At 38.4% G+C, this 15,274-nt stretch carries 10 protein-coding genes; 3 read left to right on the forward strand and 7 right to left on the reverse strand.

Annotation, left to right across the window (positions count from 1 at the left end):
- Positions 1-223 precede the first annotated feature (223 nt).
- Both DFQ12_RS17255 and DFQ12_RS17260 read right to left on the reverse strand, forming a co-directional pair.
- Positions 224-745, reverse strand: coding sequence for a 30S ribosomal protein S16 (locus DFQ12_RS17255; RefSeq protein WP_108634790.1), 522 nt, complete (start codon positions 743-745; stop codon positions 224-226).
- A gap of 77 nt (positions 746-822) precedes the next feature.
- A complete protein-coding gene (locus DFQ12_RS17260; RefSeq protein ID WP_120260298.1) occupies positions 823-1,749 on the reverse strand; it encodes a hypothetical protein in 927 nt (308 codons plus the stop codon).
- Between the two features lie 109 nt (positions 1,750-1,858).
- Here DFQ12_RS17260 and DFQ12_RS17265 point away from each other — a divergent pair, with 109 nt between their 5' ends.
- Both DFQ12_RS17265 and DFQ12_RS17270 read left to right on the forward strand, forming a co-directional pair.
- Positions 1,859-5,209 carry a UvrD-helicase domain-containing protein gene (locus DFQ12_RS17265; RefSeq protein WP_120260299.1) on the forward strand — a complete coding sequence of 1,117 codons (3,351 nt, stop codon included), beginning with the start codon at positions 1,859-1,861 and terminating at the stop codon, positions 5,207-5,209.
- 9 nt (positions 5,210-5,218) lie between these two features.
- Positions 5,219-8,104 (forward strand): PD-(D/E)XK nuclease family protein, encoded by a 2,886-nt coding sequence (locus tag DFQ12_RS17270; RefSeq protein ID WP_120260300.1) that lies wholly within the window; start codon positions 5,219-5,221, stop codon positions 8,102-8,104.
- Positions 8,105-8,182: 78 nt separating this feature from the next.
- Here the strand turns inward: DFQ12_RS17270 and DFQ12_RS17275 are convergent, their stop codons facing one another.
- From DFQ12_RS17275 to DFQ12_RS17285, 3 genes are all read right to left on the reverse strand, one after another.
- Entirely contained in the window at positions 8,183-9,052 is an 870-nt protein-coding gene (locus DFQ12_RS17275; protein ID WP_120260301.1) for a cupin-like domain-containing protein, read from the reverse strand.
- 442 nt (positions 9,053-9,494) lie between these two features.
- Positions 9,495-10,265 carry a uroporphyrinogen-III synthase gene (locus tag DFQ12_RS17280; RefSeq protein ID WP_077437140.1) on the reverse strand — a complete coding sequence of 257 codons (771 nt, stop codon included), beginning with the start codon at positions 10,263-10,265 and terminating at the stop codon, positions 9,495-9,497.
- 11 nt (positions 10,266-10,276) lie between these two features.
- Complete coding sequence (locus DFQ12_RS17285; protein ID WP_120260302.1) at positions 10,277-11,248, reverse strand: DUF4271 domain-containing protein; 972 nt, start codon at positions 11,246-11,248, stop codon at positions 10,277-10,279.
- A 120-nt stretch (positions 11,249-11,368) separates the two neighbouring features.
- Between DFQ12_RS17285 and DFQ12_RS17290 the strand changes: the two genes are divergently transcribed.
- Positions 11,369-11,935: a DNA-3-methyladenine glycosylase I gene (locus DFQ12_RS17290; RefSeq protein WP_120260303.1), complete on the forward strand. Its 567-nt coding sequence runs from the start codon at positions 11,369-11,371 to the stop codon at positions 11,933-11,935.
- A 133-nt stretch (positions 11,936-12,068) separates the two neighbouring features.
- Here the strand turns inward: DFQ12_RS17290 and DFQ12_RS17295 are convergent, their stop codons facing one another.
- Together DFQ12_RS17295 and DFQ12_RS17300 are read right to left on the reverse strand one after the other, a co-directional pair.
- A complete protein-coding gene (locus DFQ12_RS17295; RefSeq protein WP_077437143.1) occupies positions 12,069-12,608 on the reverse strand; it encodes a phosphoribosyltransferase in 540 nt (179 codons plus the stop codon).
- A 153-nt stretch (positions 12,609-12,761) separates the two neighbouring features.
- Entirely contained in the window at positions 12,762-14,966 is a 2,205-nt protein-coding gene (locus DFQ12_RS17300) for a transglycosylase domain-containing protein (protein ID WP_120260547.1), read from the reverse strand.
- Positions 14,967-15,274: the final 308 nt, after the last annotated feature.

A 15,274-nucleotide genomic window follows, 5' to 3' on the forward strand; every position in this document is an offset into this window, starting at 1 on the left:
ATATTGCGTATTAGGATATTAGTATTGAGATGCTTTTCCTTTCGGCTTCCACTATATATTCAGCATCTGTTTTATTTTCACTTTTTTGTATAGCGATATGCTAATATGCTCTGCCTTCTATTCTAAATTAGAGCAATCAGCATCACATTTTAACACATAAACTATTTTATTAAAAAAGCCGGCTCAAGATTGAGTCGGCTTTCTCGAATACTTTATGAAAGAATTAACCTTCAGTTTCTTCTGATGCAGGAGCTTCAGTCTCTTCAGCAGCAGGTTCTTCTGCTACAGGAGCATTTTTAGCAGCTACAGCAGCAGCTTTTTCTTCTTTTTTCTTCGCTTCAGCAGCTAAAGCAGCTTTCTTAGCATCAGCTTTAGATTGAGCTAAACCATCTTTTTTACCAGAGATTCTAGCTTCGTTAGCTTCAGTCCAAGCAGTGAATTTAGCTTCAGCAGCAGTTTCATCAAAAGCACCTTTTTTCACACCACCTTGTAAGTGTTTTTTGTAAAGAACACCTTTGTAAGAAAGGATAGCACGAGCTGTGTCAGTAGGTTGAGCACCTTTATTCATCCAATCCAAAGCTTTTTCAAAATCCAAAACGATAGTTGCAGGATTTGTGTTTGGGTTGTAAGAACCGATACGTTCGATGAATTTACCATCACGTGGAGCGCGAGAATCCGCTACGACTACGTGGTAAAAAGGACGTCCTTTTTTACCATGTCTTTGCAATCTGATTTTAGTTGCCATTTCTTAATTTTATTTTATGTATTCAACATATCCCCCGAGCTTCATACTAGAGGGGATGCAAAGATAGTTATTTTTTTTCATTCATAGACATAATTTAATAAAACTTCGCTGAAAATGACATCTTTAACTCCTTCAAAATCCCCTTTAACAACATAATTCACTGCCGTAGGTTTGCCACTAGCGTCCAAGGTAATTTTTACAGCGGTTTTCTTTGTCCAATCCGGCTGCATTTCCTGATTGGTCCTTCCCTGAATTAGGGCAGAGAAAAAAGCGTTTTCTAAATTTTTGGACACCACCTGATTAATATTAATCGGATTAAACCCCATTTGCTTATAAATAGGATAAAGAGGGTTTATCGTCGTAGAATATTGAAAAAAAGAGAATAACGTGAATTCAAGTTTAGGGTCTCCGGGATTATTGAAAAGCGGTGAGAAATATAGAAAGTTTTTCAGTTTTTGGATATTATCGCCATTATAGGCAAAAGTCAACTCCTGCTCATCTCCAATTTGTTCATAGAATTTCTCCAGTTTCCGATAGACAATTTTGGAGGGTACAGACATGTTCGAAGTATAAGAATAGCTTGTTAATAATTTATCTTTAATGAGCGATTCAGCGCCTACAGTGTTTATTCCATCTTTAATCGGTGCGCTCTTATTATATAAACTATCAACAAATACACTCTTCAGACGATTCCGTTCGTCCCAATGATAGCTTAAACGCACGATCTTCTTCCGTTCAATTCCGCCCGTTTTATCCTGAAGCGCAATACGCGAATAATCCACTCGCCCATTTGCCCCATAATGGAACTGCTGTTCATTTACTTTTGTTACTCGCCCTTGGGCATCATATTCAAGTAGATAACTAGTTTCGGCGGCATTTGAAGCTGATAAGGTTGTATTTTTAAATTCGATAAGCCTACTATTATCCTTTTCAGATCCATCTTTTTTACACGAATAATTAAAGGCAATACATAATAATACAAGGATACCCACCGTATATTTCATAAAACAATAATTTGGTCAATAAAGTAGAAGCAAATTAAGTATATTTTTCTCAGTTAAAATAATCTTCGGCATTTTTGCCAATTCACATTTTACTTTCTACCTTCATTCCATGAAATCTGTTGCGCCATTAAAAATACTTAAAGCTTCGGCCGGTTCCGGAAAAACCTTTAGTCTGACACTACATTATCTAACATTATTGCTGTCCAATGAAAACAGCTATAAGGAGATATTGGCGGTAACGTTTACCAACAAGGCCACCGCAGAAATGAAGGAGCGCATACTCTCTGTGCTCCACGGTCTAGCTATTGGCGATCTCAGTCCCAAAATCGAAGATTTCAGAAAATTATTGCTGCAGCAACAACCCGATTGGACACGCTATTTGATCCAGGAGAAATCCTACCGTGTCTACCGTCGGATCTTACACGACTACAGTCATTTTACCATCAGTACAATTGATGGTTTTTCTCAAAAAGTTATCCGTGCTTTCACATACGAACTCAACCTCGATGCGGCCTACAAGATAGAAATGAATGTCAATAAAGTCAAAAATGAATTGACAGTCATGCTCAATCAGTTGTTGGATGAACGCCCCGATCTCCTCGATTGGATCATCGCCTATGCGGAGAAAAAAATAGCCAAAAATGAAAACTGGAACTATCGACAACAATTGATGGGCCTAGCCAACCTTATTTTCTCTGAAAATTTCCAGGAATTTGACCGCTATATTAATTCAGCAAACCCAAGAGAAGTTTTCAACCTCCTGAATCAAGAAATCGAACAAAAAATAAATGCCTTTACCGAAGCACTTTCGCTGACCATCGAAACTTTCAGTGATACGTTCAAAAGATTCAACATCAGTGAAAATGAACTCAAGGGAAAATCACGCAATAAGATTATCTCAGCTAGCAAGACCAGTAAAAAGACAGACAAGTTAAGTTCTTCCGAAATTGCCAAAATATTGGACAAATATGTACAATTGATAGGTAATGAGGACGCATTTACAGATAGCGACAAAAATATACGCTACGACCTCCAATCAGCGCTTGCTCCCATCTTACAGTCTTTTCAGGCACTACAGGAGAATCTAGCAGCTTACATTGCTTATCAGGCCGTACAAAACAATCTGTATTACCTACGTTTGCTCAAAGAAATGAGCGACTTATTGACCCAATGGCGTAAGGAAAACGGCGCTCAATTAATCTCCGACTCACAGATCCTGTTAAATAAACTTGGGATCGATGAGAACAGCGATCCAACATTCATCTGGGAAAAGATCGGCAATCGCTTCAATTATTTTTTATTCGACGAATTTCAGGACACCTCACGTATTCAATGGAAAAACTACAGTCCCCTATTGATCAATGCACTTGCAGATGCCAATGGCACACTAAGCGAGCATCTCATTGTTGGCGACGTCAAACAGAGTATATACCGTTGGCGGAACGGAGATTGGCGCATATTGCTTCAACAGGTCGAACAGCAAATTGGTCATGCATTCCACTTGGATGAGAGCGCCAAAACCAGCTTTATTGAAAATGGTAGTCTTGACACCAATTTTAGAAGTCTCCCAAATATCATCCAGCTAAACAACTATCTTTTTAACAGTATCCCTCAGCATCTGCAGCGTGTTCTCAATGAAAAGGTAGACGAAAACTTAGACGAAGAGGGGAAACATTGGTGGGCAGCCTCAGGCAATGATAATATGCTGGTTAAAGCTTATGAAAATAGTCAACAGGAAATCCCCGCACACAAAAAAGGGAATCTCGACAAGTTGGGGTCCATCGAGATTTCGTATATCCCTGTGTCTGACGGTCGCTACAGGAGAAATCAGGTCATCGAGGAGTCTCTTCATCTTTTATGTAAGAAAATAGGTGAATGGTTTCATACTGGCCGATATCAAGCCAAACAAATAGGGATCCTTGTACGTAGTAATGCACAAGCGAAATTAGTTATCCAGAAATTGATGGATTTCAAAAAAGAGGAGAATCTTAGCTTTGAGGTCATCTCCGGAGATGCGCTATCCTTGGCCAGCAACGACGCTGTACTCCTCCTGATTGAAACATTAAAAGCGCTCGTATACAATTCGGACAAACATAGTATACATAAAGCAAAAATCGTCTATCTCTATCAGACCATCCAGAAAAATACGGTCAATCAAACCGCTTGGCTAACCTTCGCTTCAAACGACATCCGTGCGCTGAAAGATTTTCTTCCCCACGCATTGATTGACTCCTGGGAAATTTGGCAAAAACAGCCTTTGGTTCATTTAATAGAAAAACTCATCGAAATCTATGGCTTCACGACAGAACAGAACATTCACCTTCCCTACCTATTGGCATTCAAGGATATGATTTCAGCTTTCTCGACCAATGGTGAGCGTGGAATTATTCAGTTTCTAGAATTCTGGGAAGAAGATGGCAATCGTGCAGTACTACCTTCTAATGGTGATATAAACGCTATTGAAGTAACAACAATCCATAAATCAAAAGGACTTGCCTATGATGTTGTCATGCTCCCTTTCTGTTCCTGGGATCTGGACGGGATGATCAATGGAGATTTCTGGATCGACACTTACGATACGCCATTTGCCCAGTTAGGAAAAATTCCCATAAAATACACCACGACAGTTGGAAAGTCTGTGTTCTTCAAACAATATTTTGAGGAAATGCTATTCAATTATATGGATGCGCTAAATACGTTCTATGTAGCTACAACACGTGCCGTTGAACACCTCTATATTACTGCTCCATCATTTAAAGAGTCCGTGGACAAAAAGACCGGCGAAATTACAGGATATGATATCAAAGATGAATATATCAGCGATATCCTCTATCAAGTATTGGATTCCTCTATTGCTCCATTTACTTTAGAAGATGCCCATATAAAGGTCGATCAGACCATCGAACGAGTCGCCCCTAAAAGTCAAGAAGACAATATCATTGCACTCAGCCGCTACCCTATTTCCAAAGAACTGGAGATGGCCCTAGAGAAATCCAGCACACGTACAATCAACGATATTATGATGCTGGAAAAAGCAGCACAATATGGGATACTGGCCCATGAAATCATGTCTCAGATTGCTAAAGAAAAAGATATTTCCAGATTAGTCCGTCAGCTGATTCAGGAAGGTATACTCTCAAAAGAGGAAGAGTCCTACCTGATGCAAGAAATCAACCGGATCTGGAACCATCCCATCATCAATCAGTGGCTTACCGGAAAATATAAAATCTGGAATGAAGCCAGTATCATTACCGCTAAAGGAGAAACCATCCGCCCTGATAAAGTCTTCACATCAGAGGAAGAGACAATTGTCCTCGACTTTAAATTTACACAAACGGATTACATCGGACATAAATATCAGGTTGACAACTATAAGAAAAACTTGGAGAACCTAGGCTACAACAATGTCAAAGCCTACCTCTACTATGCTAAATCAAATCAATTAATTGAAGTAAAATAAACGATCTCGATGCAAACAGCCTTTTTAAAATTAGTAGCAGCGGATATTCAACAACGTTTTGGAAACGATTTGAGTGAGATTGCCATCGTGTTTAACAATAAACGTCCGATTACATATCTCAAAAAACATCTTGCCGATGTCTATGGACAGGCCATCTGGTCTCCACAGTTTTTTACTATACAGGAATTCTTCAAATTATCGACCAATGATGCCGAGGCTAGCCCCTTGGGACAGTTCTTTCAGCTGTTTAAAATCCATAACGAACTTTTGGCCGCTGAGGGTAAAGAACCGGAAACATTAGAAGAATTTTATCCTATTGCAGAGATTATATTGAGTGACTTTGGACAACTGGATTATGATCTGGTTCCCATCGATCAGATCTATATGGAGCTTTATGATAACACCAAAATTGATATTGCCTTTCAACACCTTACACAAGAACAGCAAGGGTTTATCCGTCAGTTTTGGCAATCCTTTTCCATTGCTGGTCATAGCGGTGTACAAGAGCGGTTTCTACAATTATGGAAAAGACTGCCAATATTATACACAAGGTTTAAAGAAACGCTTAAAGCAGCCGGTCAAACTAATTATCCGACGATTTATCGTGATCTAGTCGAGAGCAAAGCTACCCTTCAGGACTTTACATCATCCTTTAAACAGATTCTTTTCGTTGGATTCAATGCACTGAATAGGGCCGAAGCTAAATTATTCCGTCAATGGCAAGAAGAAGGAAAGGCACTATTTTACTTCGATGCAGACTCCTATTACCTGGACGACAATATGCAAGAAGCAGGTTTGTTCATTCGTCGAAATATCTTTCAGACCGGACTTGTCAACGCGCTTGGCAGTAGCCCCAATATAATAGGCAACAGAACCTCAACGGTAAACTTGTATGCAAGCACAGGAAAAATAAGTCAGACAAAACTACTCTATGACATTCTTGAAAAACAAAATAACAAAGAGCAAACCTCGGCCATTCTATTAGCCGATGAAAACCTATTGGTTCCTTTATTGCAAAGTCTTCCTGATGTTAATCCCAATATTACTACCGGTTATCCCTTAACCCAATCACCTATTTATGGTATTTTGGATTTATGGATGGAAGTGCATTTAGAAATTTCGCAGTTAAAGAAGAACAAGATCTCTTATCAAACCATTGAGACATTCATCAATCATCCCTTGACACAGGTTTCTTTGGAAGATAAGCTGCAAATTCAGAAAGAAATCGCCGATAAGCAATTATTTGAAATCGCATTGGAAGAACTCCATTTCAAAAGCGCATTACCTCAGTTTTTCGTTCCGATTGTACATGCGGCGCAATTGATTCCTTCGCTCATTACAATTGTTGACGATCTGCTGTATAGTATTTCCGCACATGAACGCATCCGTCAGATTGACAACAACCTGCTGATAGAAACCAAAAAGACACTCAACCAATTACTTTTGGGATTTGAGACAGTGGCACCTTTAAGTATCAGCTTCCAGATTGGCCTAATCAAGAAAGCCATATCGCCTATAAATTCTGCGATAGAAGGAAATCCACTGGAGGGTATCCAGATTATGGGACTTCTGGAAAGCCGTTGTTTAAATTTTGACAATGTATATATTTTAGGTGCAAATGAGGGTATCCTACCCAAAACATCCAATTCCCCAACCTTTATCCCCAACAGCCTGCGAAGAGCCTATGGGTTACCAATATTGGAAAATCAAGATGCACTGTCAGCCTATTTGTTTTATAGACACTTTCAATATAGCGAGGGGATCCATATTTTTTACAATGGACTTGTAGACGAAAGTTCAACAGGAGAGGAAAGTAGGTTTATTAAACAGCTTGAGTTCGAGAGCAAGTTTAATTTTGAACGAAAAATTCAACAACAAACGATCCAGTTCGCCGACAAAACAACAGAGATTATCATCGAAAAACAGGGCGAAGTATGGGGAAAGATGTATCAAGACTTTATTGTCGACCAGAAGAGAATATCAGCAACGGCACTCACAACCTATCTACAATCGCCATTGCAATTTTTCCTCAAACATATCGCGAATATCAAAGAGCCGCCTTCCATTTCACAGGAATTTGAGATGAACAAGTTGGGAACTGTTATCCACAATGTCATGGAGAAAATATTTCTGCCGTTCAAAGATGAAAAAGACTTTACACCTACGAATATCCTGCAACAGCACTTTAATCAGATCGAATCTTTTGTTGTTCGGGAAATAGGCTTTCAATATCAGGTTGAATTAAATTCCACAAGCGATTTAAATAGCCTACAACGCATCATGTTAAAGATCGCTTGTGAATATATCAAAATGTATCTCGAATATGATATCGCCAATTATAAGGCCTTCCGCATTATAGAACTCGAGAACGACACAGATTACACACTTCCATTCCCTATTTCTGTAAATGGTAAAGAAGAACAGGTTACTTTATACGGTATCATCGACCGTGTCGATGAAGTCGTCACCCATGATGATCGGATCATCAGTCGGATTGTCGATTACAAAACAGGAGGTGATTCAGTTATATTTAGAGAGATCGATCAAGTGTTTGCACCTAATACCGAAAATAAAGCGCTGATACAAACACTTTTCTATGCCTATGTATTTGAGCAAAAGACAGGTCGGAAGCAACTGGAGCCACATCTATATGTTGCCCGAAAAATGCGTGAGGAAGGAACTCTGTTTAATGGCAAAGAAGGTGTATTAACCGCCGACTTTCTCGCCTTTCAGAAAGAGAACTTTGTCGGATTTCTAAGCAATATACTCAGTGAGATTTTTAATCCTGAAATTCCATTTAGACATAATCCGGATGTGACCATCTACCCCAGCGATCCTTATACACTTTTCTATAGAGAAGCGAGTAAATGGGTAGAAAATGAAGAATCGGTCTAGGAAAGATCGTTATCCTGTAGATCAAACAGCTGTAGATGATAAAAATAAAGGGGATATCAATTGATACCCTCTTTATTTTTATCGTTTATTTCTCTTAATGGCATTATTTGCACGGCGCTTGGCTGTATTTATTTTGTAATGAAACCAATGATCCTTAAAGATCTTCCGCATCGTATTATCAAAATGTCTTGTTATAAAAAGATTTCGTGCCCCTTGCAATTTCTCGCTGATCGAATTAGCCAGCGCCCTTACTGAAATCGAATACCCTTCGGTCTCATATTGTATATAGTGCCACCATCCTGCAGGCATGTACAATGTTTCTCCCGGATGGATCACAGCTTCATATCCGTCCAGATATTCTATTCCCGGAAATTCCTCCACATTACTATACTTCGGATTAGCAATACTATGAAAGTTGTACGGTAACTTATACATCAGATCCGATTGATCATTCGGAAAAAGCCAGATCCGTTTTAGTCCCTGAAATTGTGAAATGAACACATGGGACATATCAATATCAAAGTGATTTCGGGTGCTAGACCCCTCTCCTCCGAAAAACATAAATGGTAGCCACTGCAACACTTTTCCTCCGGTCACATCATTATAAATAACATCCTGCTTTAATTCAGGACGTATTTTGAGTAGATTGAACAGAAATAATCGCAACTCGGTAGGTTCCTTGGTAATCAGATCCAAATATTCCGCAAATGTCATTTGCCCCACAGGAGCACTGGCAGCACGGTCCATTGAATCTTCTTCTTTTCCATAGACATCAATCTTAATATCCCCGGCTATTTCCTTAAAGTAATCATAACTCCATTTCTTCAATGCTGGACTATCAGCACTAATAAAATCTGTGATGACCACCGGAAACCCTGGTTTCAGATAGTTTTTTAAAAAGTCTTCTGATCGAATGCCCGAAATTTTATCAACTTGCTTTAACTTCACGACTGACTAATTTTGCTTAATTACAAACATAAAAAAAATATCTCTACCAAATTTTAAAAATAACGTCTACACCTTATTTTTAATTGGAATAAATAACCCCATTACAATTTAATAGAAATATAATTAAAATCTCAATGACATCTGTCACTTTTATTACATTTCATCCTACAACAATCCGGATCTACTTTATAGAACCTTATTTTAACAAACCAAATGAATCACCTGTTATAGCAACTCAATTATCTACAAACTGTATGCCTCGATCAAGTTCATAGCAGGTTTCTTTATCAACCGCATGAAAACTAAGCGACTATTTTTATTGTGATTGTATTACATAGGCAAACTCAATGCAATCATAATACTTTGAATCTCAAAGAATAACCAAATCCAACAAAAAAAGGGTTTAAAAAAACCCTTTATATCATCAACCTAAGATAGGTTATTATTTATTTACTTTTTTAATGTATTCTTCTACAGCCATCGTCATACTAGGTGCTTTTGGTGTAGGAGCAGGAATATCCAATATCAATCCATGTTCTAAAAGAGCCTGTTGCGTCGAAGCTCCAAATGCAGCGATACGGGTATTGTTTTGCTTAAAGTCCGGGAAGTTGTCATATAGCGACTGAACACTAGAAGGACTAAAGAATACAATTACATCATAAAATACATCTTTAAGATCGCTTAGGTCACTTACCACAGTTCTAAAAAGAACTGCCGGGGTAAACTTATAGCCATTTTGTTGTAACCAATTGCTTGTTTCTTCATTAGCAACATCCGAGCAAGGAAACAGGAAGTTTTCAGCCTTATGTTTTTTCAAAACCTCTTCCAGATCTTTAGCCGTTTGTTTACCAAAGAAAATTTTGCGCTTTCTATATTGAATATATTTTTGAAGATAAAGGGCGATCGTCTCTGAAATGCAGAAATATTTCATTTCTGCCGAAACTTCAAACCGCATCTCTTCACATATCCTAAAATAATGATCTACAGCATTTCTACTTGTAAATATTACCGCAGTGTGATCTGCTAAATTAACTTTATCCCTACGCACATCTTTGGCAGGAACCCCTTCTACGTGTATAAAACCTCTAAAGTCTAATTTTAACCCGTATTTCTTTGCTAAATCATAATAAGGGGACTTATCGTTTTCAGGTTTTGGTAAAGTCACCAGTACACTTTTTACCTTCTTTGCTCTTTCTACGTCTGAAGTTTGCATATTAACCAGTTTTAGCTCAATAATCTTAACAGTATTAATATTGGTGCTATTTCTAGGCAACAAAGGTACAAAATTAAATAGGAAATTGAAAATTTATACATCGACATAATATGCGCCGCTGTCTTAAGAAATCTATATAAGAATAACAGGATTGCTCCAATAATAGCCAAATGTAAAACGACACCAACAGCGCTTAAAGGGACAAGACTCAATATTAATAACACAGGAAGCATCAAAAAGAGCGTGTTAAAATAAATCAGATACAACACTGTCACATATTCTTTTACTAGCTTCCTTATTTCAAAAACAAAGGATAAAAATCGGATAAAGCCAATTTTTAAGGCAAATAGCCCTCCGACCATACCTACTGTTTTAATATAATTGGGAAAGGTAATAAAATCAAAGCGGTTCAATTCATAAGCATAAAACAAACTAACAAATAGCGCCATTGCCCCCGAAAATAATACAAACAGGAAAATGAACGGCCAAGAGGTGAGGATCGTATCTTCTTTACTAACCGACAACAACACCCGGTCATCGAAATAACCCTGAAAGACCAATTTTATATCGGAAGGAAAAAATATGCGAATTAACCCAACTCCAAATATCAAAAAGAGCACAGTAAATAATATCCAGTTCTCCCGATGTGGCTTAGGAGTTCCATATTGTCGTGCCAAAGCATTATTACGCGGTTCACCTTTAAAATACTTTTTCACATCATAGTCATAGATATTGTGAACAACCAGCCCCTCCGCTTCTACAGTGACAATCCGATATTGCTTTTGCAGGGCCGGATTTAAGGATGCCAGCACCTCCTGATTAGGCGATAGAATAGAATCTCTTAAAATACGTGTACTATCGGGTATGGATACGCTATCTTGGGCAACATGTCGCAATGTCCGTCGTTGTGCACTCAACTGTACAGCCGAAAACACAAAGAGGATTACAAAGACAATAAAATATTTAAAGATGTTAACTCTCATTGAAATAAACTGCTCCTTATCGGCGATGAAGAAATCACAGACCGTTTAAATTCGAAACTTTTTTATGGTCGTAAAGTTAGGATAAAAAGTTATATTGCATTCAAAAAATCTTTATAGAACATGCCAAAAGAAATTATACGCTGCCAATGGTGCGGATCTGATGAACAGTATGTCAACTATCACGATAAAGAATGGGGACGACAAGTCAAGGATGATAAAACCTTATTTGAATTTTTAGTGTTGGAGTCAGCTCAGGCTGGTTTGAGCTGGATTACGATCCTCCGCCGAAGATCGGCTTATCAGGAAGCATTTGCCAATTTTGATGTCAGTAAAGTCGCCATTTATACAGCAGATCATGTCGAAGCACTCCTGAAAGATTCCGGTATTATCAAACATCGAAATAAGATCGAATCGACCATTACAAATGCACGGCTATTTAAAAAAATCCAACTGGAATATGGCAGCTTTTACAATTACCTGTATTCATTTTTACCAGAACAGCAACCGTTGACCAACCATTGGCCGAGTTTGCAACATGTACCTGCAACGACCGAAATTTCCGATAAAATAGCAAAAGACATGAAGAAAAGAGGTTTCAAGTTTTTTGGTTCCACGATTTGTTATGCTTACATGCAAGCAGTGGGTATGGTCAATGATCATATTGAAACTTGTTCTTTTAAATACTAAGCTCCATTGTTATAGGATCAAGGAACAAAGATAAAAAACGGGCACCTCGCTAAAGGATGTTTTACCCCTTGTTCCTTGATCTATTTCTAATAGCAAAACAGATCTTACGAGACCAAAATTTCAATATTAAAATCTAAATAGGAACATTCTTATAAATATCTGGCAAGTTGCGGCACAGGCCGTTAAAATCCATCCCGTAACCCACGACAAACTCCTTGCTAATCTCAAAACCAACATAGGTCAACTCTTCAAAATGATATTGCAGTGCTTCAGGCTTAACCAAAAGTGCACATGCAATGACGCTGGCTGGATTTAATCGTTTCACGGCATCCAATGTATGTTTCAGCGAATGTCCGGAATCTACAATATCTTCCACGATAATCACATCACGTCCCTCTAGATCAATACCTAAACCCAAAAGCTCATTCAATTCAGATTGACCGGTACCGATATAGGAGGCCAATTTAATAAAAGACATCTCACATGGAACTTCTATTTGTTTAAGCAAATCCGCCATAAACATAAAACAACCATTCAAAACTCCTATAAAAACAGGTTGCTTATGCTCATATCGCAGACTAATGTCTATCCCCATCAAACGAACTCTTTTCTGAATCTGCTCTTCTTCAAAAAGGGGTTCAAAAAGCAATCCGTCAATTTCTATTTTTTTCATTCCACTATATTATTTTTATCGGTATCATTTCTTTTCTCCAGACAGATTTTCCAAGGTATTGAACAAGCTATTTTTTTGATTCTACATCCGATGATAACAAATCAAAAGCTTTCTCAATATGAAAGCAATCAACCATGAACCTATTTTATCAGATTATTTCTGTTCCTTTTTCGGGTTCTTAGTTGTCTCGTCCTCCGTTTTTCCCTTATCTTCCTTGTTCCGACCTAGGATCTTATCGAAAATAGATCGCTTATGTTTTTCCGGTTCGGCCGTTTCCTCGTCTTGTTTTTCAGGATGAGACATCTTTTTTATGGTTTTAGGAAGAGAAACACCTTCCAGATTATCAGCGGCACCTCCGTTCCCCAGATCATCGAATAACAATGGATCATCCCCCATATCCAATGTGTCTATAGAATCTACAACTGCAGGTCTGGCAGCACGCAGATGCGGTTGCAATAGGACCTCATAGAAACCATAGGCTGATGTGGTCGAATCAACACCTATCTGTCCCGTTTTAGTCATGATATGGCCATAGATATTAAAATAGCGCAGCATATTTCCCTTAAGATGCCCCGTCCAATCAAAAAAGTTAAGTCCTTTCTTCGGACGTGGTACAATACTAGACAAAAAGATACTTTCTCCAAGTCCGAGTTGCGCTGGAGTTTTTCCAAAATAATAGCGGGCCGCTTCGGTGATTCCATAGACATTATTACCCCACTCGATAACATTGAGATAAACCTCATACATCCGTTTTTTACTGACCTGCTGCGAACGCTCCATCAGCCAAACCAATAGGATCTCCTCGAGTTTCCGAACGACGGTCTTGTTACGGTTCAGAAATACATTCTTCACCAATTGCATTGATATCGTACTTGCCCCTCGCTTAAAGCCTTTTTCTTTGATATTTGTGACAATAGAGAGTTTAAAAGCCTTTTCTTCAAAGCCCTTATGCTTAAAGAAAAAGGGATCTTCGGTATTGATCAGACTAATCTGCATATAACGGGAGATCTGATCCAAAGGTGTAAAATTCGGATTTTGCGGTCCGACCACAATCTCACGCATCGGTTTACCATCCTCATAGGCCGTATAGGTAAAAGGCGTATTTAGCATCCCAATATTAGCCTCGCCCCATTTCACGACTTGCAGATCTTTATCATCCATTTTGGACGAAAACAGAAGTTTGTCAGGTCTTTTTAATTCCAAAGCAAAATTTAAATCGTATTGAATATGCCCCTCAACCTGTATTCCATCCAACCCCGGAAACAACCCAACCGGCATTGCATCAAAAAAGTCCTGTGCCTTGATTTTATCTGTGTGAATAGCCAAAAAAACTTCCCTCTCTGGCTTATGTACATATTTTAAATAAGGAGAAAAAACAAAATCTTTGACTTGTACCGTACTCTCCTTGCTGACTTCAATAGAAGAAGCGCCAATATTGAGCGCCCCCTGCATGGTCGCTTCAGGAAAAATAACGTCTTTGCTGGAGATCCGCCAATGATTTACCTTCAGGTTTTTAAAGCCCCATTGCCCATGTAATTCCAGCAACTCCTTATTACGTCGATTGGCCTTGTCCAATCGAAAGGATATCTCATCAAAACTAACGGCCAGACCAAACTTGCGCTGCAATAGTGGAAGATTCACCTCCTTCTTATCTGAAAAAAGCCGTAGATCACATTCCTGATTATCCGAATCTATTGTTCCTGTTAGGTTCCAGGCAGCCTCATGATCATTTAGCAAAAACTTAGATTCCATATCACCGCCATCAATGACAGCAGAAGGTATAACAATACGTTGTGAAGTACTGTCATCCTTATAAGAAAGCTCAAGATTTTTAAGATCTAGATCATTCGGGATTTTAAAGAATACGTTCTTTAGTAGACGGTCCGCCAATGCTGCCAAATTCTGTTTTGGATTATCATTCTCGGCTGTGTCCTTTTTTTGTTTCTTAAACAGGAAATCATAGTTGCTAATGGTATCTTTCTTGACCAAAGACACCGTTGCATTGTCCAGAATAACTTCCCCTAGCTTTACATCACCAAATAAAAGGGGCCATAGTTTAACGGATACCGTCAGATCATTAATCTGTGCCAGCGGCTCCCTATTTTTAGGTAACAACTGTATATTTTTAAACTGCACCGCATTAATTCCCTTAAAAGCATAATATTGAATTTTCAAATCCATATCATACTTTTCCAGCAGCTTAGCTTTTGCTTTAGTGATGGCCCCCATGAGCATCCCGTCTCTCTTTTGGTAAGCATAAGTGCCTACCGCGATTACTAAAATCAAGAAAACAGCCAAAGTAATGTAAAGCCATCGCCACTTGCGGGACTTCAGAGATGTTATAAATCGATTGGACATAATTACAATTTCATGCAAATCCATGCATATCAATAGTCAAACTTAGATAAATTTGCCTTCATATACAATTATAATTACACGGAAACCAGACAAAGTACAACTCTTTCACAACAGCATTTAAAAGGTATATAATATGGCCTATCTAATTCCCGAATCCGCAAAAAATACCACTCCTCCCATGACCGAATTAGAAACACGCAATACAGCGAAGTAGGCTCCCTATTAATTTTCTCTGCGGTTGTAGAAAAACCTTAAGTCATCAATAATGCATAGATATATGGATCTTAATTCCATTAAAAACAAACAAA

This window comes from Sphingobacterium detergens (assembly GCF_003610355.1).
Lineage (GTDB): Bacteria > Bacteroidota > Bacteroidia > Sphingobacteriales > Sphingobacteriaceae > Sphingobacterium > Sphingobacterium detergens.